This is a genomic window from Sphingobacterium paludis (assembly GCF_004364125.1).
Taxonomy (GTDB): domain Bacteria; phylum Bacteroidota; class Bacteroidia; order Sphingobacteriales; family Sphingobacteriaceae; genus Sphingobacterium; species Sphingobacterium paludis.
The window spans coordinates 24,138-48,432 of the sequence record NZ_SNZV01000008.1 but is presented as its reverse complement, the minus strand read 5'-3'; the positions used below and the strand labels follow the sequence as shown (position 1 = coordinate 48,432).

At 46.4% G+C, this 24,295-nt stretch carries 17 protein-coding genes; 6 read left to right on the top strand and 11 right to left on the bottom strand.

What is annotated here, in order from left to right:
- Positions 1–20 precede the first annotated feature (20 nt).
- The gene (locus B0I21_RS15635) at positions 21–3,296 is read right to left on the bottom strand and encodes a SusC/RagA family TonB-linked outer membrane protein (protein ID WP_133641424.1); all 3,276 of its coding nucleotides are present in this window, start codon (positions 3,294–3,296) and stop codon (positions 21–23) included.
- 425 nt (positions 3,297–3,721) lie between these two features.
- On the opposite strand from B0I21_RS15635, the gene B0I21_RS15630 reads away from it, so the two are divergent.
- A complete protein-coding gene (locus tag B0I21_RS15630) occupies positions 3,722–4,363 on the top strand; it encodes an FMN-binding negative transcriptional regulator (protein WP_133641423.1) in 642 nt (213 codons plus the stop codon).
- On the opposite strand, the gene B0I21_RS15625 is transcribed toward B0I21_RS15630, so the two are convergent.
- Genes B0I21_RS15625 through sbnA form a run of 3 tightly spaced genes read right to left on the bottom strand, consistent with a single transcriptional unit; the run spans position 4,360 to position 8,585 of the window.
- On the bottom strand, positions 4,360–5,781 hold the full coding sequence (locus B0I21_RS15625) for a Y4yA family PLP-dependent enzyme (protein ID WP_133641422.1): 1,422 nt from the start codon (positions 5,779–5,781) through the stop codon (positions 4,360–4,362). The genes B0I21_RS15630 and B0I21_RS15625 overlap by 4 nt on opposite strands.
- Positions 5,759–7,600 carry an FAD/NAD(P)-binding protein gene (locus B0I21_RS15620; RefSeq protein ID WP_166637878.1) on the bottom strand — a complete coding sequence of 614 codons (1,842 nt, stop codon included), beginning with the start codon at positions 7,598–7,600 and terminating at the stop codon, positions 5,759–5,761. The genes B0I21_RS15625 and B0I21_RS15620 overlap by 23 nt, the downstream gene beginning before the upstream one ends.
- Before the next feature lie 7 nt (positions 7,601–7,607).
- Positions 7,608–8,585: a 2,3-diaminopropionate biosynthesis protein SbnA gene (sbnA, locus tag B0I21_RS15615; RefSeq protein ID WP_133641420.1), complete on the bottom strand. Its 978-nt coding sequence runs from the start codon at positions 8,583–8,585 to the stop codon at positions 7,608–7,610.
- A gap of 377 nt (positions 8,586–8,962) precedes the next feature.
- Here sbnA and B0I21_RS15610 point away from each other — a divergent pair, with 377 nt between their 5' ends.
- From B0I21_RS15610 to B0I21_RS15595, 4 genes are all read left to right on the top strand, one after another.
- The gene (locus B0I21_RS15610; protein ID WP_133641419.1) at positions 8,963–9,346 is read left to right on the top strand and encodes a VOC family protein; all 384 of its coding nucleotides are present in this window, start codon (positions 8,963–8,965) and stop codon (positions 9,344–9,346) included.
- Between the two features lie 381 nt (positions 9,347–9,727).
- A complete protein-coding gene (locus B0I21_RS15605; RefSeq protein WP_133641418.1) occupies positions 9,728–10,444 on the top strand; it encodes a hypothetical protein in 717 nt (238 codons plus the stop codon).
- Complete coding sequence (locus B0I21_RS15600) at positions 10,441–11,013, top strand: outer membrane beta-barrel protein (protein ID WP_133641417.1); 573 nt, start codon at positions 10,441–10,443, stop codon at positions 11,011–11,013. Before B0I21_RS15605 ends, B0I21_RS15600 begins: the two co-directional genes overlap by 4 nt.
- A 115-nt stretch (positions 11,014–11,128) precedes the next feature.
- The gene (locus tag B0I21_RS15595; RefSeq protein WP_133641416.1) at positions 11,129–12,382 is read left to right on the top strand and encodes a BamA/TamA family outer membrane protein; all 1,254 of its coding nucleotides are present in this window, start codon (positions 11,129–11,131) and stop codon (positions 12,380–12,382) included.
- Between the two features lie 196 nt (positions 12,383–12,578).
- Here B0I21_RS15595 and B0I21_RS15590 read toward each other — a convergent pair whose 3' ends face one another.
- The 7 genes from B0I21_RS15590 to B0I21_RS15560 all read right to left on the bottom strand — a co-directional run bounded on the left by B0I21_RS15590 (position 12,579) and on the right by B0I21_RS15560 (position 23,745).
- A complete protein-coding gene (locus B0I21_RS15590) occupies positions 12,579–12,986 on the bottom strand; it encodes a response regulator (RefSeq protein ID WP_133641415.1) in 408 nt (135 codons plus the stop codon).
- A 181-nt stretch (positions 12,987–13,167) separates the two neighbouring features.
- Positions 13,168–13,746: a Crp/Fnr family transcriptional regulator gene (locus tag B0I21_RS15585; protein WP_133641414.1), complete on the bottom strand. Its 579-nt coding sequence runs from the start codon at positions 13,744–13,746 to the stop codon at positions 13,168–13,170.
- A gap of 297 nt (positions 13,747–14,043) precedes the next feature.
- Positions 14,044–15,594, bottom strand: coding sequence for a pectate lyase (locus B0I21_RS15580; protein ID WP_243836167.1), 1,551 nt, complete (start codon positions 15,592–15,594; stop codon positions 14,044–14,046).
- A gap of 39 nt (positions 15,595–15,633) precedes the next feature.
- Positions 15,634–17,160, bottom strand: coding sequence for a DUF4957 domain-containing protein (locus B0I21_RS15575; protein ID WP_166637877.1), 1,527 nt, complete (start codon positions 17,158–17,160; stop codon positions 15,634–15,636).
- A gap of 10 nt (positions 17,161–17,170) precedes the next feature.
- Positions 17,171–18,982: a RagB/SusD family nutrient uptake outer membrane protein gene (locus tag B0I21_RS15570; protein ID WP_133641412.1), complete on the bottom strand. Its 1,812-nt coding sequence runs from the start codon at positions 18,980–18,982 to the stop codon at positions 17,171–17,173.
- A gap of 16 nt (positions 18,983–18,998) precedes the next feature.
- Positions 18,999–22,178 carry a SusC/RagA family TonB-linked outer membrane protein gene (locus B0I21_RS15565; RefSeq protein ID WP_133641411.1) on the bottom strand — a complete coding sequence of 1,060 codons (3,180 nt, stop codon included), beginning with the start codon at positions 22,176–22,178 and terminating at the stop codon, positions 18,999–19,001.
- A 532-nt stretch (positions 22,179–22,710) separates the two neighbouring features.
- On the bottom strand, positions 22,711–23,745 hold the full coding sequence (locus tag B0I21_RS15560) for a LacI family DNA-binding transcriptional regulator (RefSeq protein WP_133641410.1): 1,035 nt from the start codon (positions 23,743–23,745) through the stop codon (positions 22,711–22,713).
- A 214-nt stretch (positions 23,746–23,959) separates the two neighbouring features.
- Here B0I21_RS15560 and B0I21_RS15555 point away from each other — a divergent pair, with 214 nt between their 5' ends.
- Positions 23,960–24,175: a hypothetical protein gene (locus B0I21_RS15555; RefSeq protein WP_133641409.1), complete on the top strand. Its 216-nt coding sequence runs from the start codon at positions 23,960–23,962 to the stop codon at positions 24,173–24,175.
- Positions 24,176–24,295: the final 120 nt, after the last annotated feature.

Here is a 24,295-nt window from a genome sequence, read left to right as displayed (position 1 = left end):
GGCTGTTTTCTTTCTTAAAATTAAAAATTGACGCTGATGGACATGCCGTATGTACTCATTGATGGCAGCGACATGGCTTCCACACCGACAAATTGACCATCATACGCCGAAACTTCCGGATCGATGTGCGGCACGTCCGACCATAACAGCAGATTTCTACCAATTAAGGATACGGACGCACCTTTCAATGGTGTGCGGCCCAGCATGCTCTTCGGCAGCGCGTATCCGATTTTTAGCTCTCTCAACTTGATGTAGGAAGCGTCAAACGTGGCGATGCGGTCATTATCATAGTAAGAGCGCCAGTAATCCCGGACCGGAACAGCAACAGCATTGGGTTGGCCCGTGTCTATATCTATACCTTCACCGACAATGGTTCCAGCTCCGTTTGCATCACGAAAGGCAAGCGACTCGGGTAGGCTTCCGGCTTTAATACCATCGATGTAAGTGCGCGAATGAACCACACCACCTTTCTGACCTGCGAAAAGGAAACTTAAGCTCAAATTTTTGTATCTGAAATCGTTGGCAATACTTCCTATCCAATCTGGATTTACATTGCCCAGATAACCCCAATCACCATTCTCTTCCTGTGGTCGCCCATTTCTATGTGTTAACTGCCCATTGTCGTTGTAGATCAAATAGTCGCCATATAACGATCCAAAAGAACCATCACCTTTGGTGTTTTCGGTACGCAACTCGAGCGATGCCCAACGTTCCAGTTGACGGATGCGTGTGATCCCGCGATCTTCGGATAACGATACCACCCGGTTTCTGTTAAAGGAATAGTTTACAAACACATTCCATGAAAAGTTTGCTGTCTGTATCGGCGTCACGTTAAGCATCATTTCCAAACCGTGGTTGGTCATTTCACCCACGTTCATCAACTTGGTGTCGTAACCCGAAGAGGGGTTTAGCGTGACCGGGATAATCAAATCCGTTGTCCGGCTTTTGTAATAGGTTAGGTCTAGGCCTAAGCGGTTATTGAAAAAGCGCGAGTCAAAGCCAAATTCATAAGAAGCAACCTTTTCCGGGCGGATGTTTTCGTTCGGGAAGTTGTTGTTGTGCGTCGCTACAGTCAAGCCATCGAAACCTTGCGATACCAAGAAGTTGGTACGTGTGCGATAAGGTTCCAGATCACGACGTACAGACGATGTTGCTCCGCGAAGTTTAACCATATTGATCTGACTGCCCGTCCAACCGAACAATTCAGAGGCGACCACGCTCAGCGATGCCGACGGATAAAAGTAGGAGTTGTTTGCTTTTGGTAACGCGCTTGACCAGTCATTACGTCCTGTCAAGTCAAGATAAATCATGTCCTTATAACCGAGTTGCGCCGTTCCGTAGACAGAATTAATGCGTTTCTCTTGGTAGACGTTTCCGGCAAGGATAGAGGATGCGTTGTTGGTGAGGTTATACACATTTGGAATCGCCAGACGAGGTGCTATGGCGCCCAGGCGTTTCGAAATTTGCGTCATTAAGTTGCCCCCGACGGATGCATTGACGGAGAACGCGTCCGCAAAACGCTCGTCGTAGGTCAGCAACATATCATGGTTTGTTTCCAGGAAATAGACATCATCTTCTTGGTAGTAGCCATTTTTATGCTGACTGGAAGATACCGCATGCCGCATCGTGCGCTTGTCATTATAATAGTCGCGGCCCGTGCGTGCCATAAATTTTAAGTTGGGAAGGATATCATAGGTCGCTTTTACATTGCCATACACGCGATCCCGGTCGTTACCATTTAGGTTTTCGTTGGCCACAAAATACGGATTGTTCCAAACTGTTCCATTCATGTTGAAGATGGGCGAGTTTTGCTGCGTATTATTGGTTCCTTCTTTCCAGTGATCTTTCAACGAATTGATGTCCAGATTTCGGGGCATAAAAAGAAAGATGCGCATGATGGCGTCCTCATTTTTTGCACCATAGCTCGCTCTGTTGTTACTGCCGGAGTTTACCCAGTTCATCGCTACATCGAGTCGAAGTTTGGGGATAATCTGGTAACCGGTGTTCAGGCCGATCTGGTTTCGTTTCAAGTCGGTATTGGGCACCATTCCTCGTTGATTAAGGTTGGTGTAGGAGAAGCGATAGTTCAACTTCTCGTTGCTTCCCGCTACCGAGAGGTTATTGGTGAAGGTTCTGCTCGTCTCTAGAAAATCTCGAAGTTGATTGCGGTGGCCAACAAACGGGGTGGCTATGCGCTCGCCCGTTGTTGGATCAATAGGCGAATCCCATTGTTTAATCAGTTGGCCGTTGAGCGCAGGCCCCCAGTTTTCCATAATGGCATCATATTTCGATGCATCAGTACCCATGCCATCGACATATTCGTAGATGCCATACTGGCCTTGACCATATTGATACTGATAATCGGGCAACTTTAACGGCGTCCCGAAATCGGCGTGTGTGTTGAACGATACCCCAACACCCTTACTGCCTTTTCCGGATTTTGTGGTGATCAAAATAACGCCATTTGATGCACGTGAACCATAAAGCGCCGCCGCGTTTGGACCTTTTAATACCGAGATACTTTCAATATCGTTTGGATCAATCTCGCCGGCCGCATTTCCATAATCCACTTCGCCTTCTCCAGAGGTCATATTCGGATTGTTAAAATCCTGACGCCCCGTAAAGGCACGCGTAGACTGCTCATTGTTATTGCTGATGGGCACACCATCCACAACAAATAGAGGTGAGTTATTGTAGTTGTAGCCGCTGACAAAGTTCTGCCCGCGAATCTGAATATTCGAAGAGGCTCCAACACCGCCCGACGAATTGGTGACGTTGACTCCGGCCACACGGCCGCTTAGCGTATTGACCAAGTTCGTTTCATGGGCTTCTTTGATAAGATCGCCATCCACTTGCTGTACCGAGTAACCTACAGATTTTGCGGCGCGCGTGATGCCTAGTGCGGTAACAACAACTTCCTCCAATGCGCTGGATTTATTGCTGAGCTGAAGATTCAATAGTGGGTTTGCGCCGTCTTTAACACTGATCTCCCGATTTAAGGTTTCGAACGCCATATGACTAACGGCAATAGTGTAGCTCCCTGTCGGAAGATGCACACTAAAATTTCCGTTTGCGTCTGTACTCGTGGTGAAGCCGGTCTGCACGACGCGGATGGTTGCATTCGACTGTGCTTTACCATCGGTATCGACGATACGACCGGTAACACGGTTAGTCTGTTGCTGTGCATAAATAGGATTATGCAAAACGGTACTTAAAGGAAGAGTACCTAAGAGCAGGCTGTACAAGAGCAACGATGCACCTGTGGCTCGCTTGGCATTGTTTTGATGCCGATTCATTTGTTTACGAAAGATAACCATAATAGTGGATACGGATAATATTTGCTTTACTGTTCAGGCACAGTGCATTGTAGATGTAGACCGAGGTGTGTATCTTTTTCTGTGCGTCACAAAAGTATGCGCGCATCATGAATTAGGTATTACCGATAAATAAGGTTTAGATCAAGAATTCATTGGATTTTGCGACGGTTCGATTGGATATGTTAAACCGATGTTATCTTTCTGTTTCTTTTGAGGAAAAAACGTTTTAGCGATAAGAGTGGCTTGTTTTTTGTCCGTTCATCCTTGTTCGGCCAATCCCATAACGTATTGATGCTTTTGAGCCGAGAGGTTTGGCCTATGCAAAATCGATATGTCGCTTTTAAATCGCCGTGTAAAAGTCCTACTTAAAAAGTATATTCGTCTTTACGAAAGGAGCTCCTAGAATGTATATACCGAAAAGATTTACTATAGCTGAAGAATCGACCAAGATTGCCCTGATGAAAAGGCAAAGTTTTGCTTGTTTGGTCACCCATCATTCCGGACGTTGTATGGCGACACACTTGCCTTTTGTGATTGAGCAAGATGCTGACAAGCTTTATCTGGTCTCGCATATGGCGAAAGCAAATGAACAATCAACACATCTGCACGAACAGCCGTGCATGGTTATTTTTACAGGTCCGCATGCCTACATTTCTCCCCAACATTATGATAAACTGGAATCTGTTCCAACCTGGGATTATGTTGCCGTGCATGCGTATGGCAAGGCGTCCTTGGTAACCGATCCGGATAAAAAGATGGAAAGTCTGGAGACGATGATACAACGCTATGAACCGGCTTATCAAGAGCAATGGTCTACCTTGTCGGAATCTTTTAAATCAGGCATGGTAAAAGGGTTAGAAGCGTTTCGTATTGAAGTGACAGAGCTGCAAGGGCAAGAAAAATTGAGTCAAAATAAATCAGCCCTGGAGAAAGAACGTATTATCGACAGTTTATCCGGTAGCGACAGACCCGAGGAACGAGCATTAGCCGAATATATGCATGAATACAAACAACGGCATGATGCAAAACAGGATGGCGCATCTTAATCGCCATCCTGTTTCGTTATTTCTAAATCTGCTGTGCAAAACACATTGCTTGCGAGTGCGAACTGATGGGCTTGCGACTCGAAAAAGTGCATCATGTAGCCCGCTGTGTTGGGGAATGCAATCAAATCGCCAATTTGTGGATAGGTGGCGAATTGTATCTTGCGTTTTAATAGAAATTCCTGCTCCAGGCAGTAGCCGCCAACGAGGTAACCGCTTATCGGCTCTTGCCGTTCGGCAGATTGATGGGTAATGTGAATCGGATCCAATAGAAAATCTGCGCTGGAGCTTTTCATTTGTGTGCGGTTCATTTCCAACCCAACCAGCAAATTTCCTTCGGTATCTGTTTTGCGAAATACCACGCGGGCAACCGTTATGCCGGCTTGGTCCAGTAAGGAGCGCCCTGGCTCGATGCGCAGCTCGATGTTACGTGCTTTGATGAGCTCGTGAATGGGCTGACCGTATGGCCGAGCTTCACTGCTCAAGATTTTTTCGAGGAATGCGGCTTTCGGAAGCTCGTTATAGTAGGGGTAAACGGTAGGTTCTCCATACAATTTTTCATCGATGCGCACCATGCCCAGAGGATCATTTTGATACGTGATAGCGGTTCGTTGTCCCAGCACCGCCCGTTTTAATTCCTGATGAAACGTCTGCCATTCTTCTTGCTGCGCCAAATAGTTGACCAAGTATCCGCCGCCAATATCCAAATGCTGGCAAGGTATTCCTGCGGCGGCGAGGTCATCAATCAATTGTAGAGATTGTGAAATCGCTGCTGCACGCTGATCAATAGCATAGCCGTTTAAATGAAAATGCAGTCCGGTGAAACGAAGAAAGGGATGTGCCGTAATCTCTTCGGTGATCAGCTTGTACGCATCCTGAAGCGAGAAACCAAAGCGGGTGGGCAGCGTGTTGCCATCGAGCGTAAAACCACCCAAACGCAGGCTAATGCTAGCTTTAGTTTCATTTGCTCGAACGATACCATCCAAGGACTCGTATTCATCCATGTTGTCGATAATGATGTTCACATGCTCTTCGACGGCAAGCTCGAGTAGCGGCACGTTTTTTATGGCTGCAGTGAGTATCAATTGATCGCCGGGAATGCCGGCTTCCAGGCATTGTTGTAGTTCCTTATGACTCGCTGTATCCACGCCTTCACCTGCCGATGCGGCGGCTTTGGCAAATGTCAAGCATTTGTTGGCTTTGCGCGCGAAGAAGATTTTGTGCTTTATCTGGTACTGTTCGAACACACGTTTATATTCGGCTATATTTTCGGCGAAGGGTGCAATGCTCTGTATATTTACCGGGGAATTTTGTTGTTTTACGGTTTCCGCCAAAAGATCTTTGTCGGCCAACAGCTTTTCTATCCAAGGATGTATGATTGGGGTTAAGGCGAGATGTTTATCCGCCGCTGGAGAATTCATATGTATTGTTTTTTTGTAAGCGTAAAAGGGTATTGACCACAAATTTAGACCAGCATGAAGCGGTGTCGTTTCGTTTTCGAGATAGGGAGTCGTTGTCTAGCAAGACGCCCTCTGTCGGTGTGCCGTAGAAGAACAGTGGTGCGCATGATGCGGTCGTTGCGCGGCCATGTATATCCATAGCGACGCATCCCGGATGGTAACCCTCGTTATCGAAAGCTTTCACCAGGTCGCTTTCGTAGAGCGCACGATAAAGCGAAGCATTTTTCTGCTCGAGATTGCTGCGGCCTATTCGAGCGTCTACAAGGTAAGTACTGGTAAAGCTGCTGTTGTCGCCCTTTACTTCGAATATGGCTTGCTCGTTGTTGTAGTCTATTGTCGCATTTTCTGTGGCTGGAAAGCGAAGGATTCCGAATTCCGCCAAGGCCAATAGCTTTTTCATATTGGCAATAGGTGGCCCGAAACTGCTGCGGCAAAATGCGCCGAAAAACTGCTTGTCAAATACTTCTTGACTGGCCCCTGTAAAGCCTGCATGTTGATATAGATCGCCGATCCATTTTGTTGCCTCGCGCCATACGGCCGATGCTGCCAGCACCGGAGCTTGCAATTCCCCACACTCAGCATACGCAATAGTATCGCGCAAATACTGCAGCATGGACTCATGGTCAGACAGCGAATTAGGAAATAGCAGCTCATCCAATGTGAAAATTTCGTTCGAAGGAAGCTTGGCGATGTAGTCGGCTATGCGCTGTTCGCTACGTTCCTTGAGCAAGGTACTGTAATAGGCATACTGCGCTTCATCTTGCAACACAGGATACAATTCGCGGGTAAAATCGATGCGGCGTTCCCCGCTTATTGCCTTAAATTCCTGCAGGCGAGCTATTGTGGCAGGACGAAGTTGATAACGGTCTTCACCATAGATGGGCCCACGGGTTAGTATCGGGACATTTTTTCTGCTGAAGGCGTATAGCAACGGCTCATCGCCAGATGATAAATAGATGCCATCAGCCGTAAATCGTCCGCCGCGCCCCTCGGTCAGATGCAATACGACGTCAATACAGGTCAGCCCTAATCCGACAACAGCAACAGGCGTTTGCGCCGGGATGCTGTCCAGCTTTTTCACGGGGTAAGCACTTTTGAAATAATGGCCACTCTGCTCAGCAGGTACTGCGCCGGCACCCAGCAGATTGTTGTTTTCATAGCAATGGCCAGTTGCTAAGAGCAGATAGTCTGCTTTTAACGGAACCTCCTCGCCCTGAAGTTGTAGGCTAAAGTCAGTTTCATAGTGGATGTCAGCGACTTTTGCCTGTAATAAGGAAACCGATACGTTCGCCGGTATGCTGGTCAATATGCGCTGCAAGGAAGATTGCAGATAGCATCCCACCAATGCACGCGAGGCATAGTCTGTGGGTCGTGCCTGCATGCCATTATCGCAGGAAGCTTTTATCCAATCCAGTAAATCGAGCTGCTGCGGTATGCTTGTGTTAACACATTCTCGGTCCCAGGCGTCGATGTTTCCGATACAGTAGTTGATCAGCAGGTAGTCCGGCTGATCAACTTGATAGTTGTTTCCACTTCCGAAATCGGCATTTTCATTGATCCATATGATATGCATGCCTTCGCGCTCCAGCGACGAGGGAAGCTCGTTTAATAGCCGTTCCAATGCATACATGCCTTTTGGCCCTCCACCTACAAGAACGATGTTTGTTGCCTCCGGCACGAAGGCAGCTTCTTGCAGGGCAGCCGGATCTTTTATATAGCTGGCGATATAATCTCGTGCGGTTTTTGCGTCATCCAAAATATGTGCTGTCTTCCAAATCATATACGTATTAATAGAGACAAGAAGGAAAATGTTTTTGAATCCATTCCTCCGAATATACGCTATCGAGGTATCGCTCGCCATTATCGGGAATGAGGGCAACAATAGTAGCGTCATCTTCCATGCTTGGCCTATACTTTTTAATAGCCGTAACTACAGCACCTGATGAGCCTCCCGCCAGTATGCTTTCCGTATCCAGCAGATGCCTACATCCAGCAATACATTCTTCGTCGGATACATGGACAACATCATGAATTTGTGTGGGAACAAGAAAATGTGATTTACGGCTCGCACCCATACCCGGAATCATGCGTGGCTTCGCTTTATCTTGAAAGATTAAACTGCCTTCTGCATCAACAGCGATGACTTTGGTCATGGCATGTTGCTCCGCTATGGCATCCGCAAACCCCCGTAATGTACCACAGGTGCTGGTCGGCACAAACAGGTAATCGGGCGCGGCGCCAAGGCTCTGCACGATTTCCAAAAATGTCTGTCGATGGGCGGCAGGGTTATCAGCATTATGATATTGATCTGGCCAAAAGCTATTCGGCGTGTCTCGCAGCAGCTCTGCAACCTTTTCTAATCTCGAATTCAGATACCCACCTTTGCCATCATGCTTATCTACTTTTACGATCTGGGCGTGAAAGGTGTTCAGAATCTTTTCAGCGAGTGGATTGATATGTGGATCGGTAACTAAAATAAGTTTGAGGCCATGGTAATGGCAAATGCGTGCCAAACCAATACCCATATTACCTGAGGTGGATTCGATGATAACACTATTTTTGTTTACCAACCCGGCCGCCATGGCACAGTCGAGGATATGCCGCGCTGACCGATCTTTTATACTTCCGCCCGGATTTAGCATTTCCAGCTTTCCGAAAATGGTCATCGGCATATCTGGAAAGAGCTTATCTAGCTTCACAAGCGGTGTGTTACCTATACAAGCCAAAATATTATCGGCGTATTGCTTAGTCTGCGTTAATTGCATATTAATATGTTCTATGTGATTTCGAACGCTTTTCGTCACATGTCCAACCCTCGTTTTCGCTTACCAAAGCGTCATGGCTGTTTGTGCTAAAGTCTATCGCTTAGATAGAACGTTCATGCTGATTAAAGGTTCAAAAAACGGAGATCGTTTGAAAAGTATAATTACATGTCGGCAAATTCGGAAGATCGCCCTAGGAAGATTCATTTAAATTGCCCTGGTGAAAACCATTGTCGCTTAAGGCCGTCCTTCTATTGGAGACCGATAGGAAATAAGGTGTCATCATTGCGTACAAAGATTGATGGAAAGCAACATCCTGCTTCCATTTAACGATAAACGACAAATCGAGCGTAGCTAGCTCGTGAAAAAATTATTTAGATATGAAAGCGAAAATAAATATTATTACCCTTGCTGTCAGAGACATGGCTGCTTCAAAATCTTTTTACGAACAAGCTTTTGATTTTATGGCTTCTGATGTGAGTGAAGATCTTTGTGTCTTTCCGTTAGAAGGTGAGCTTTTTTTAACGCTTCAGCAAGTAGAAAATAGGTTGCCACAGGCTTTACCCGAAGAGCCGCAGGAGGCATTTTCCGCAGGTTTTATACTGAGTCATAATGTAGATTCAAAAGAAGAAGTGGATGCTGTCGTAGTGCGTGCTGAAGCCGCGGGCGCTCAAAAGGTCACGACACTTATTGAGGAGTGGGGATATTCCGTAACGATTATTGATCTTGATGGGCACCATTGGGAGATTTTGTTTACGGAGTAATAGTGAAGGTTTAAAAAGATCCTTTCCCAGCCTTAACCCATCCGTCCTTTGCTAGGACAAGGCAATACTTTTGTAGGGCAAAAGTATTCAAAACCCTGTCGCTTGAAACCTTTGCAGGAATGGTTTGTGCAATGGCAAATTCCTACATGTTGCAAAGCTTTCGAGGCGACATGTGGTTAATTAGGTTTCGTGCACGTTTCGTAATACAGCGAAGGTCTTGCTAGCCCATAGCATACTATACCAAAATCTAACTAACATACCCTACAAAACTTATTTCGCACTACGCACTACCCACTACTCCATACTAAATTAAAACAACTGACCAAAATATTACAAAAGTCAAAAGTTAAGTTTACGAAGGTTGCCTATCTTTGATGCACTATGTTTCGACCTACAAAATTATCGCCGCTTGAAATCCTTTTACTGGTTTTCACCTCTACTATCGTTGTAACAGGAGTTGTTATTTCACGGATAAATGTGCAGTGGTTTGAGGAGGTGTATGCGGTAGAAGATGGTTTTGTAGAAAACTGGACATTGGTTCCGCTTTTGTTTGCGACGATCTATGCGTTATACCAGGTCGCTTCTCACGGCCGATATAAAACCTGGCATTTTAATGTGCTTATGCTACTGGTCGCACTTTTTTCTTTTTTTGTAGCAGGAGAAGAAATTAGCTGGGGGCAGCGCGTTTTTGATGTGCAGAGCTCTGAATTTTTCAAACAGCATAATTCGCAGGCGGAGACGAATTTGCACAACATGGTGGTGGGGGACAAAAAAATAAACAAAATTGTCTTCTCGCAATTACTGACCGGGGGAATTGCTTTTTACCTATTGGTATTACCGTTACTGTATAGCAAAAAAACGGGTGTGAAGTCCTTCGTTGATAAAGTTGGACTTCCTATCGCACAATTGTATCAAATCGCAGCGTGTTTACTACTATTTGGATCGATCCTTTTTATACCTTCAGGAAAAAATGCCGAGATCCTAGAAGCCGGGATAACGACCTTGTTTTTGCTCATTTTCCTTTTTCCTCAAAATGCTTGGGTTTTTGAAAAGGAGCAACACCTTATAGCTGCTAAACAAAAAGCGGGGGCTGTATGAAGCAGTGCAGGCATCTCCTTATCCTAATATTTAGCCTTCTGTATGCGCCGACATTACTGGCGCAAATTGGTCTAGGTATCAGACTTGGTGGCAATCTATCTAATGCAAATGGCGATGGCTTTAGATCCGCCCAAAAAATCGGTTTCCAAGCTGGGGCGGCATTGCGGGTTGACATCACGAAACTGCTCGCTGTACAGGCAGAACCGTCTTTCAATATCACACGCATACGCGCAAACGATCGAACAGCGATGTATCCGGAAGGCATACAAAAAGGCACGAAATCACTTCATTACTTCAATTTGCCCGTCCTGCTTAAATTAAAGATCACACCCAGCTTCGCCCTGCTAGGCGGCGTCGAATTCAGTAGCCTAATTAACGATGACAAATATCGGTTGAACAACGGGGCACCGGCTTTCCGTAGCGATGTGCGTTTCGGACATAGCCTTGGCGTAGAACTTAGCCGTTTCTACTTCCGTTATCGTGGGTTAAAGAGGCCATCCGATGTGCACGGAAATTGGCATGCCGATATAGAACAATACCAGTTGGGGATGAAATTTGATCTGTTTTAAATACATCGTTTTATGTTAGCACGATGTAAGTCACCGCTTTAGCTTAAGATTCGTTTTATAGCCGCATAAATGGTACAATTTGTGCTTATCTCGTACGTCTGCTACATGCGTAAATATGCTCTATTTTCACGGATTGGGAAGGTTGAAGGTTGTCGGTTCACTGGTTGTAATCGTGCACATGTGTATGCTGCATGCCTACGCGCAGCGTCCTGTTCACGAAATTGAAGTCAGCAAATTTGTAGTCGATACGAGTAAGCATCGCGATCTTATTGATATCGCTAAGCAGGTGTTTAAAATCAAGCCGCCGGCGGGTATCGATAGCAATGGACAAAAGATCTATTTTTCGATACTACCCTTCTCCACCAATGTGCCGGGCGGCGGGCATGCGTTGATTACTTCTACGACGGCAGGATTCTACCTCGGCGATCGAAAAACCACCTACATATCGCGCGTGAATTTCACACCCTACACCAACTTTGGCCTGCGTTTTGGCATCCCGATTCGATCGTATATCTGGCTGAAGGAAAATACCTGGGTAATAGACGGCGATATCCGCTTATTACGGTATCCACATGAAACATGGGGATTGGGTAGGCAGCATGCTCAAGACAATAAGATTATGCTGGATTATACCTATTTACGTTTTTATCAACATGCATTGAAGCGCATCAAGGGTGGTTTCTTTATGGGTCTTGGCTATGATTTAGACTACAGGATGCAGGTAGAAAGCAAAGATGCTGTATCGTTGGCTGAGTTTACCGACTATGCTTACGGGACCGCACCTTATGATGCCTACGTTTCCTCGGGTATCAGCATTAACATGATTTACGATACGCGTGCCAATTCTATCAATGCCTGGGATGGAAACTATGCCAACCTCCAGTTTCGCGTGAATCCGAAGTTTATGGGCAGTAGCAGCGCCTGGCAATCGCTATTTGTGGAGATGCGGCGCTACCATCGTCTCACAGACAATCCAGATCGGCAGAATATGATCGCGGTGCGCAATTTTTTCTGGACCGTATTTGGCGCTAAAGTCCCCTATCTGGAATTGCCCAATTTAGGGTGGGATCCATACAATAGCTCAGGGCGGGGGATGCCACTAAGTCGCTACCGTGGCAGATCCATGTATTATGTAGAGGGGGAATATCGGCGAGATATTACGCAAGACGGTTTTCTGGGGTTTGTGGTCTTCACCAATTTAACCTCTGTGAGCGGTCCACAAAGCAAATTCCTCTGGAATTGGAACGTGGGGGCTGGCGGTGGCCTCCGGCTCAAATTCAATAAAAACTCAGGTACCAACATCGCCATCGATTACGGGGTAAGCAAGCACCACCGCGGCATACACCTGTCATTAGGCGAGGTGTTTTAAATGCTTGCTAGAGCTACATTTCTCCCCGGAAAGGCCTAGCGCATCTTTTTTCACATGCTTGCTGCATCGTTCCATGCGCTGCTCGGCAAGAAGCGTTGGGCCCTTGCGGCTGCTCGCCTCAACGCTGTAGACAAAGCTACATCCTTTCGCATGAAGCCTTTCATGTATAAGCAGCGAAAAACGTGGTGTCCTTCCGTTATTTGGGAAGCGATAAGTACTGGTAAATGTCAGCCAGAAGTTCGCGGACGCTCACGACATTTTTGTCGAACACCTTGACCACCCCCGCCTGAAGCATGTTTTCTATATCGTGCGGTTCTGTACTTGTTGAGTAACCAAAAAGCAGCATGTCGGGGTAAAGTTTTTGAATTTCGTAAGCTGTCTCGATACCGTTCATGGGCTGCATGTATAGGTCTAAAATACAAACGGTAGGAAGCGTTTCCGTTGTTTTCAGTTTTTCCAACAACATTTCGCCATGTTCGGCATCCAAAACCAGGTTAAAGCGATGATCCTTGGCTATCAACGTCTTCAGGAGTAACTGCGTGATCGTGGAATCATCGGCAAATGCTATACATATCTTCTTGTTGCTATTATCCTCTAATGTCATTCTAGACTTCACTTAATAAATTCGTTCTCAATAATAAACTTCAGCGCAACATGATTTGCACAGATACTATTTGCCAAGAGGGGCAAATGGATCGTATTTTCATAGTAGGGCTACGTGACGTAACCAGTTCAAAAATAGTTGCAAACCTAGTCAAAAAAAAGCACCATTTGGTGCATTTTTGCTATAGTTTATGCATAGCTCTGTTGAATGTATTTCTGTGAATTCCGAGATAGGAGGCGATGTAGGCGGAGGGAAACAGCTTAAAGATCTCGGGTGACTGCCGCTTTAAGATGGCGATCTTTTCGAGTGCTTTACCTGCCCGCAGCAGTTTGTTTTGATAAGTGGCCTGCAAAAATTGAGGCTGCATGATCAGCATTTCTAATGAATAGAACCGAGGGAACTTTTCGTACAGCTTTTTAAGCCCGGCAGTATCAAGTACAACGATCGTACTATCCTGATAAAATTTGTAAGCTACCTGGGAGGACTGTACCTGAATATGGGCTTCGTAGTTGAACAGCACATCGTGCGGAAACGACGGATAGAAAAAGTTGTGAATCTGCTCCTCCCCATTGCTGTCGATACTGTAGGCATATAGCAAGCCTTCGATAAGGAAACCCACGCGGCTGCTGTGCTCGCCCTTTCTCAAAAAGAAGCTGTTTCTCTTACCATATTCGATACGAAGAATTTTACGCGCTTCCAGCAGCTCGTCCTCCGTGATGTCGATATGCATAAATTTTTTGATGATTCTATCTATTAGCATAGCTGCGGCAGGATAGAAGCTGTACTCCCTGTAAGATGGTATGCTACGCCAGAAATATACCCCAAATCGGGTATACAGATGCTGTAGTTGTTTTTCATATCGATGTCGGTTTAGGAATCGTAAAGGTACAAAAAAGCCTAACTCCCGCAATTTTTAGCCGGCTTAAAATCGTTCATCACATACATCAGAAAGCGATTTAGGGGAATTTCTCAATAAATAAAGCGTTTCGACCTGTCTTTCCACTTTATTGTCCGCGATGTACAGCCTTCAGTTGATTCGGTTATCCTTCCGGCGATATCAATACAGGTCTTTTACCAAACTGTTGATGTATACCTCCACATTATCATATACCCTGCTCAGCTTGTTGCCATTAGCATCGGACACATGTGGATCCAAGCCGTTGGCTATTTCCCATGCATCAGGCATACCATCGCCATCGGTATCTTTTGGGGCTTCCAGTTGTGCGAGTGCGGGCCATCCCCCTACGTCAGCCTGCGAATCGATAATACCGGGAAGCTGCGTCTTCGACCCTTTAAAAGTGGCCGTTCCATCTTGTACTTCTTTTACTATGCGACTGTCTACAACATCGCGCCTGTAGCTGGCGCCGGCTTTGGCCAAAACGGCGTCAAATGCTTCTTGGGCGCTGTGTTGCGTGCTTAACTTTTCAAATGGAAATGCGTCCTTCCGCTGTACGGCGTTTTGATCGAGCGCGGTGTCGTAGTCCACACCCCCCAGCCAGTTGTTGGCTGAAACGGCCGTATTTCCAAATACGTAGTTTCCGTGAATGTAAAATGTGCCATGGCCAGGAGCATACGTTGCGCTCTTCTCTTTGTAAATCTGGATGATCCGTCTGTTGTTGCTTTTTGGGGTTGCGGGGCCGGGTTTGTAATAATTGTTTCGCATCGTGTACTCCCCATTTTCCCCACCATAGACGCTGTTGCCATGCCAATTGTAGATCACGTTGTTCAGGAAATCTACCTGATCAATACCTACCGGACTCAGCCCCCCCGTGCCAGGGCGGTTACCGCCATCAAACCGTGGGTTTCGACTGTTGTTGTGTGCTAGCAAGTTATGGTGAAACGTAGCCTGGTGACCGCCCCATATAGCGCCGTAGCCGTGGTCATTTTTATCATGAAAAGATTGGTTTAAGCTTTCCGAGATGATACACCATTGCATGGTGAAGTTTTTATTGGCGTAGAAAGAGGCACACTCGTCGATAGACCAGCTCATCGAGCAATGGTCGATCATGATATGCTGCTGGTGGCGGCCTGAAAGGGCATCGGTTTGTTGCCGCGTAAGATCCCCTAGCCTGAAACGCAGGAACCGAATAACCACGTTGTCGGCATCCACCGTCACATCATAATTTTTGATACAGATTCCGTCGCCGGGAGCAGTTTGACCGGCGATGGTCAGGTCACCATTTTTGATCTGGATGCGACGCTGGAGATCGATAGTACCCGAAACCTCGAAGACCACGATGCGTGGCCCCTTTTGCATCAAGGCATGTCGTAAGCTTCCGGCACCATCGTCTTTCAGGTTAGTCACTTTGATAACCCTGCCGCCGCGTCCGCCTGTTGCGGTTTTTCCGTAACCTTCAGCGCCGGGAAAGGCGATGTTTTCCGCGGTTGTATCGCGCTGGGCGGGCACAGGTTTCGTCGTATGTTTCGCACAGCTGATTTGGCTAGGAGCTAAGAAAAATGCCGCTAGGCAGATGCTGTACATCGTAAATGCACTGCGCGTTGCCGCTACAGGCTTTTTAAGGGATTGTTTTGTTCGTGTCATTAGCGGGGCTGAATTGTATGTTTGTGATACAAATGCGATGTGTTCATCATCTACCGGTGTTACCATAGCCGTATATATTGTTGTGATATATACGGCCTATTGCGTTTATTGTCGCCATCTGGAAGCTCCTATTCCATTGAGCTTCAGGTCTAAATTATTTACCGTGAAATTGCCGGATGCAGGGGCTGCAAATTGGGGATCTAACGTGGTTGCGCCTGATTCCGTTACCGGCATGGTACCCGTAATATTCGGTGTGTTGAAGTAGTTGTTGCGGCTAAATTCTTTCACCTGCAGGCTGTTATTATTGGTGTAGATGCATTGGCTATTTGCAATGATATTTTTCGTGAATGAGATTTCATGATTTGTTAGGCGGATATAGAGTAATCGCTTACTGCCATTCGCAAGGTTATAGAACGTGTTGTTCGTGATTGTAATTAGACTTTTAACCTGTGGAAATTCTGTCGAACCTCCTGCATCCATACGGAATATATCGCGTGCCAGGGCGCTATTGTAAACGGTATTGTCTTCAAAGATAAATACGTCAGAGAGGCCGGTGCGGTAGTCGATCAAGTCGCCGCCATTGCATTCAATCTCGTGGATCAGATTGTTTTTAAAGGTCGTGGAGCGTATCCGTGTTTTTTTGTTGATATGATACAATCCTTTGACATAATTTTTTACGTCACAACCTTCCATTACGAATGCTTCATAGGTAGCGTCGTCGGTGTAGACGATGGTTTGGTTTCCGCTGCCACCCGTCCCGTCTAGCACGAGGTCTTTCAAGGTAAAGCCTACGCTCTTACTCAGCTTAAATGCGACGCCTCGTAAGATGGGTCTATCAGCGGTTCGAAGACCTTGAATGGTGATGCTTTTATCAACGGTCAAGTCGTTGTCGATGGCATATGTGCCCGGTTGCAGTGCAAGTATATCGCCATCTTTGGCGGAAGCGATGATGCTGGCCAAGTTTTGGCTTGGATCGACCATCGTGACATTGTCACCCAATAGCGTGGTGAAGGTGATCGTTCCTCGTGTGCGGTTGCCGTTTACAAGCCTAGCGGTGTACGTCACGTTACTTTGTAGACCCGCTATCAAAGCCTCACCGGCTCGCACTTCTTCCGCGCTGACAGGCCTTTCGATATTGCCGGGAGTGATAACGATGCTCGTGGCCATCACCGTAGCAGGCCAATTCAGCACCACGGAAGAGGACGTCACTTTGTCTGGGTCTATCGTCTGCAGAATTTGTTCCGTATCTGTCGTGAAGGTAGCCATGCTCCATTTCGAAGGAGCAGTGCTGCCTATCGCCTGGATGCGTACAGTATAAGCCGTCTCGCCATTCAAGCCGGGAACGGTGAGTGGAAGTTGGGTATATTGCACATCGTCCAAGCGCATGGCAGCTTCTCCAGTGAATGACGGGTTGTCAAATATCTCGACAACGTAATGATCAGCATTGTGCATCTTGTTCCATTGTAAACGCACCGACGTGCGGTTTACTACTTGAGCAAGCACTCCAGTAGGAGACAGGGCACGGTCGAGATTCAGCTCAGCAATTTCCTGCGTCATATCCTTGGAACAAGAGGTTATTGAACCGTAACTTATAGCCAGTGCAATTAGCCAGTATATTCTTCTATTGATCATGGTGCTCATATTATAGGTTCAAAAATTTGTTATTCAGCTTTCCTTCTGAAGCGTCTAAGAATACCTGCCATATCGGCCAGTAAGGCTGGGCATTGGCGGTCTTTCCGGGATATACCAAGGCATTCCAGTATGTTGTTTGGTCGTTGTTGGCAACCATGGTCCATGTTTTACTGGCGGTATAGCCTAATGAAGCCCCTTGTGCATCGGTATCGCCAAAATTTAAGCCGTAAATGTCAAGCGTCTCCCCATCAGCAGCCATTCTGTAGTATATTCTGTTTGGCAGGTTTGCGTATATTCCGGTCCGTTTTTCCAGTTGCTCCAGTTTTGTTTTGGCTTCCGATAGTTTTACGTCTAAGAGGTTCCAACGGATAAGATCCTGCTTGCGCAACATCTCGCCAACAAATTCGAGTGCTCGTTGATCAACAATTGTATTGAAAAACGCATCTTTCGAAGGTGTAGCGGCGCTGATAAGCGTTGATACTTTGGCCGGATTATTTGGAAAAGCCCTGTCTAGTATCATTTTAAGATAGGGCGCTGCTGCTGTTGGACCATCCAGCTCATTGATGGTCTCCGCTGCCATAAGGATCACATCAGCGTAACGCATATACATCCAGTTCAAGCCATCGTCATTGGTTGATGTCACCCGTCGGCTCATCCACTCATAGCGGTATTTTCCGAAGAACAGCCTGCCCAACGATGAGGGGATCTGAAAGCCGCCTGCATCGGGTGCATCGGCTGATGCGCGATCCCATTCGTAGGGCACCACGGAAACAAAACGTCGTGTATCATCCCTGTCAAAGGCATATAGCATAAGTGGGTTTGGACCTATGGTGCCACCCCGGTTTTGCCCCGTGTATTTATTCGTTTTCGTGTGGCGAACACCGAGGTCAAATATCACGCGGCCCCGCCCTTCCGCGAAAGGTATTTCCCACATGGATTCACCACCAGCCGCTAAATTTTCCTGATTAAAACGTCGGAAAGTCTCCTCGAAACCTAGCAGACGCAGGGTATTGCTATTGATAATATCTAGACATTCTTGCTTTGCAAGGCTATACATTTTCTCCCGGGAAAGATCTGGATCGTCACTTAGGCGGATGTTGCCATCCTGCCGTAAAGCGTAGCCACCTGCCGCCAGTGCCAGGCGTGCACGAAGCCCCTTTGCGAAAGCTTTACTCACGCGCTCTACAGAATTCGTGGCTGCGCTTTGGTTTGGCCAAGGGAGTAGTTCAGCGGCCTCAGCAAGGTCGGCAAGCAGCTGTTTGTAAATAATGTTTCTATCGCTACGCTCCAGGGTTAATGTGGCGCTGGTTATGGGTTCGAAGCGCGCAGGAACATCTCCCCATCCTTTGATCAGGTCGCTGTACAGCACCGCTCTAAGCGTTAAAATTTCACCTAATATCTGTGCCATCTCGGGCGAGTTTTCGATGTTTCCATATCTGCGGAGCGACACAATAGCGAAATTAGCACGTTCAATACCCTCGAAAAATTTAGCATAGGCATTGTTCTCCGTATTCATTTGTCCGTTATTAAGCGTAGTGTTGTAATTGCTTAATCGGCTTTTATCATCATCAATCGCTTTTAAGGAGCTGTTGACCTCTACATCGGTATTTGTGCCGTAGAAGACGAGGTAACGACCTCTATAGGAATTGGTTTCTCCAAAGGATTGCAAGATGCCGGGAATGGCACCTGCCGCTAGCGTAGGATCAGAAAAGATCACTTCGGCCTCCATGGAAGACTTGGCGGGCGCTTCTAAAAAATCATTGCAACTACTGGCAAGCAGTATACCGGCGAGCAATAGGGTTGTATGTACTAAATTTTTCATCTCTTTCATGTTGTCTTTAAAAATTAACATTTAAGCCAAAAACGAATGATTTGCTCTTGGGATAAGCCGAATAATCCACACCTGGCGTAAGTGGTGTCTGCCGGCGGGTAGATACCTCCGGGTCGAAGCCTGTATAGTTAGTAAACAGCAGGAGGTTGTAGCCGGATGCATATACGCGCAGGCTTCTCATCCTTAATTTTTGCGAAATGGCGGTAGGCAGCGTGTAGCCCAAGGTTACTGTCGCTAGCCGAAGGAATGACGCATCTTCAACCGCCCAATCGTTGAAGACAAACTGCCGCGTATAGGGCGACCACAAGCTGGTGTTGCTATTCATCGCTTCCAACTCAGCAGGATCGTTGCTAAGGGTTCCATCAGGTCGTAGGTTGGTCCATCGCTGACCGTCTACCATCGTCGCAATCATGTTGCGCGAGAAATATTGACTGGTTTGCGTGTACTCCAGCTTGTTCGCGTTGTACACATCATTGCCATAACTCCAGTTGAAATATGTCGCCACGTCGAAGTTGTAAATACGAGAGTTGATGGAAAATCCACCGGTGTGGAGCGGGTTGGCGTCGCCAATAAATGTTCTATCGGAAACACTCAGTTTCAGATCGCCATCTAAGTCCTTCAATTTCATCGAGCCGGGGCGAACATTGCCTACCACATCCGACGCATCCGCTACGCCCTCTTTCAAGATCCAGCGGTTTGTAGCAGCATTGAACCCCTCAAAATCTGATACCTCGTAGCGGCCATCATTGACATAGCCATACATGCGGCCTAGCGGGTGATTTGCCTCGACAATATAGTCTGCATTGATTGCTGTGGATGCCCAGCCCGATGCCGATGGGATGTTGGCAAGAGCGCCTATGTCTAACACTTTATTGCGGTTAAAGCTTATGTTGCCGGCAAACGTCAGATCAAAATTTTCCTTGCTTACCACATTCCAGTTTAGGGAGAACTCCAAACCTTTGTTTTGCGTACTTCCTATATTTCTATATTGGATGTCGTATCCCGATCCGGCTACGTTGTAAGCCAGCAAAAGATCCTTGGTTTTGTTGACATAGGCATCGATGGTACCATTCAGTTTTCCGCCAAGCAGCGTAAAATCCAAACCTAGGTTTCGCGTGATGGTGGTTTCCCATTTCAAGTCAGGATTGGCCATGGTTTTGGACGGCGCCCAATAGTTCGTGCTACCGTTGACCCAAGCTGTAGGCGAGTTGTTCAGCAGCTGCACCAAAAGTCCGTTTGGAATGCGGTTGTTCCCAGTTTCTCCATAACTGGCGCGCAGCTTGAGGTCGGTAAGCCATGCTTTCGTGTTTTGCATGAAATTTTCTTCGGACACACGCCACGCTCCTGATACGGAAGGGAAATAGCCCCAGCGGTTGTTGCCAGCGGCAAACTTGGAAGAACCATCCGCACGGAAGGCAACACTCAGTAGATAGCGCTCTTTGTAATCGTAGTTGGCCCGGCCAAAAAACGATAGTAATTTATCATCTGGTTCGAAGAAATTGTTGATCGAGAATGGTGTTGCCAACGTGGTTGTCATCCGTGCACGTTCGAAATCAAATGTCTCAGGAAAGCCATGCAAGGTGTTTTCCAATATGTTGTTGGTCGTGATGATAAATTCTTGGCCGACCATCGCGTTCAGTTTGTGATCAGCACCGATCACATCGGCAAAATCATAACTTAACGTATTGGAATTTCGGATGCTGTTTCTATTTGTATTGGTTTGTATCAGTGCTGGTTTATTTTGGTTGCCACTGGTAGGCGCATTGCGTACATAATAGGTTGTATTGCCATAAAAGCGATCTTGATCATTGCGAAAGCCTTCATAGCCGAAATCCGATCGGAGGGTCAGGTTGTCTATGATTTTGTAGGTGGCAGCACCGTTCAAGTTGTAGGTTTTTCGCTGAAAGTATTGGTCGTTGTCAGCAATAGCCACAATAGGACTGTAGAGATTGAAGTCGTCATCGGTTTCGGTAGTGGTTGTTAATCCCGGGACTGCAAATGGCGGATAAAGCATGGCATATTTCAACCGCGAGTCTGCTGATGATTTCTCATTTTGTTCATTCATCCCACCGCCGTTTACACGCGTGTCCGAATAGCGAAAGCCTAGATCCAGCGTCAGCTTGTCATAGAGTTTATGGTTTAGTTTCAGGTTGATGTTATGGCGTTTGAAATCAGAATCCAGCATGATGGCTTTGTCGTCGATAAAACTATGGCTCACTGCGTATTTCGTTTTTTCGCTACCACCGTTGATGTTTAAGTTTTGGTTGTACGTGTTTCCGGTGCGGCCGAATATGATATCTTGCCAGTCATTCGCCGGGATATTTCCATACAGATCCATGTCTTGGTAATTACCAAAATATTGCGTGTAATTTTCGGGCTTATTGGCTAGCAACGATTGCTCGTATTGCCATTTTACGTAGTCCATCGGCGATAATACATCGAGTTTATTCGCGATATTTTTAATCGAATTAAAAGCGTTAAAGCTGATGTTTGTTTTTCCTGTTTTTCCGCTTTTCGTGGTGACAAGGATTACACCATTGGCGCCGCGGGCTCCGTAGATCGCTGTGGATGACGCATCTTTAAGAATATCTATGGTTTCGATGTCCTGTGGCGCTACATCGGCTATGGAACTTACCGGAAATCCATCTACGATATACAGCGGTGCGTTATCTTGTGTGATAGAACCGCCGCCGCGCACGCGCACCGTCAGCTCCGCATCCGGCGAGCCTTCCGTAGCAGTAATGTTGAGGCCCGGAACTCGCCCTTGTATGGCTTCCAATGCGGAAGATACGGGGGCTGCCGAGATGGTTTTGGCATCTACAGATGACACCGCGCCGGTAAGGTCTTTTCGTTTTACAGTGCCGTAGCCGATAACGACAACCTCGTCCAACTGCGAATTACCATCGGTCAGGGTAACGTTGACTACGCTACGTCCCAGAACCTGCTGCTCTTGCAGATCATAACCTACGGAAGTAAACATCAGGATAGCATTTGTTGACGTAACGACAATGCGGTAGTTGCCACTCTCGTCGGTCTTGGTCTGCGTCTCTGCTCCTTTAACTTTCACGGTAACATCATGCACGGGACGGTTTTGGCTATCCTCAACTTTCCCCGTAATCGTGCGTTGCTGAGCAAAAGCGAGGTGGCAACATAGCAGCAAAAGAAGTAAAGCGTTAATTTCCTTCATAAGTGAAATATTAGATTTGATAATGGTTATAGCTCCAAAATTTGGATGGCAACATGCGAGACCTATCCCTTAGGTCGGCGTGCGTTTTCCGGATTTTGAAATGTTGTTTGTTACTAGATTTATATACTCTGGTTACGACAATAGCTGCGCGTCCTATTCGAAATAGTTGTGCCCTATCGTCTGCACAATAATAAGATAAAGGAATGATCGAAACCTAGTGTTTTCAAGGAAAAAACTACGCAATCGTTGCCGGAATCGATTTCATAGCGCGTATGTTTTGCATGCGTAAATAGCTTATTTTGAGCGTTTAGGGCTTAATTTTGGAGTTTACGTATTGACTATCAAGTTGATACAGGATAGTGCAGGACAGTTGTGTAGTGGTGAAACTAAAGTCCGCTCCATTTGTCGGGACTTTCACGGTTTGTAACGGTCATCGCGGTTCATTTCGAAACGAAATCCTGATAGCAGGGCGCACGAACATGGTAACAACATCAAGCTGATCACAAGGTATTAGGCAAAAGATTATGCGTCTTTAAATTTCGGTCGATTTGCGATAAAACGTCTGGGAAGGTAGAAGGAAGTTTTGGTAGTCCATACCATTGCGTTTGCCCACTTTGGCGATCAGATCCATCAGTAGTTCGACGGCAAGGTTAGCCATTTTCTGGGTCGGTTGCCGTATGGTCGAAAGGGCGGGTTGCAGATAATCTGCGAGATTGGTGTTGGTAAACCCGATCACGGCCACATCCTCTGGTATGCGAAGTTTTAAATCGGCCAATATACCTAGTATTTTGATGGATAGCGTATCGGTTCCACCGACGATGGCATCTGGAAGTAAAGCTTTGTCTTGTAGCCCAGCTAGTTTTGCCCTTAATTCTTCATCAATATCTTGATTTGGATCTTGATAATCGGCATAAATGATATAGTCTTGTAGAAACGGGATGTTGTTATTCAGCAATGCATTTTTGTAGCCGCGTATGCGGTCTTTCGTGTTGCCGATATCCTTGCCACATAAGAAGGCTATTTTTTTGCGTCCCTTGTTAATCAGGTCTTCGGTTGCTTTGTAAGTTTCCATGCTATTGTGGATGCCAATTTTATGCGTTTTCAATCCATGTTGGATACGGTCAAATAGAATGACAGGGCAGTTGTCGCTATGTATTTGTTCTAAAAAGGCTGCATTGGAGTTTTCATGCGCGGGCGAAATGATGATGCCTGCAACATTTTGCTGGGTAAGGAAATGGAGGGCTTCCTTTTCTAGCGTTTCCTGATTTTGGGTTTGGAACGGAATTAACGTGTAGTGTAAGGGCATAACGGCCTTATACAGTTCCTCAATAAAATCTAGGAAAAAAGGGCTGGACAGAAATGGGATTACCACACCAATAAGATTTGTCTTACCGGTTTTTAGATTTTTAGCAAAAGGGTTGGGGCGATAGTTGTGCGCTTTGGCATAGGCCAACACCCGATCTTTGGTGGCCTGCTTTATTTCATGGCTGTCGTTCAATGCACGCGATATTGTCGCGGGCGATAAGTTCAACGCTTTTGCTATCGATTTAATAGTAACCTCACTCATGGTTTGCCCCGTTTATAAATCGATAAAAATATTGATTTTATTCGGATATTCCATAAGCACACGACGGTAATCTGATGGACATCACTCGGTATTGTCGAGATCGCGATCGTCACTTTGCGATGGCTTCGGAAAAATGACGTCGATTATTTGCTTTAATGGTACATGCATATCTGCAGCGCGATAGATTGGTGCAATATTTGTTTAAACACTTGCTATGAGAAGAATTATTGGAACATTCCTGATTGTTATCCTGGCATTTGTTTGCTTTTCCTGTGCAGCGCCGGGACATCCACATAGACATCGTCCCCCTGGGCACGCAAAAAAGGTACACCATGTAAAACGCCATGGCCCTAAACATCACCCTAAAAAGGGTGGAAAGAAACGCCATTCCAATGGAAACCGCGATGTGCTTTTCCCGCGTAAACGGTAATGGAGATCCAGTTGGTCTATGCGTTTGCGGCTCTAAATGTGCTGAAGATTGGCTAGCCGAGTAGACTGATCGTCTGCAAAACAGCTCGGTTTCCATTTATTTTTTTAAATTAGTTCTTTA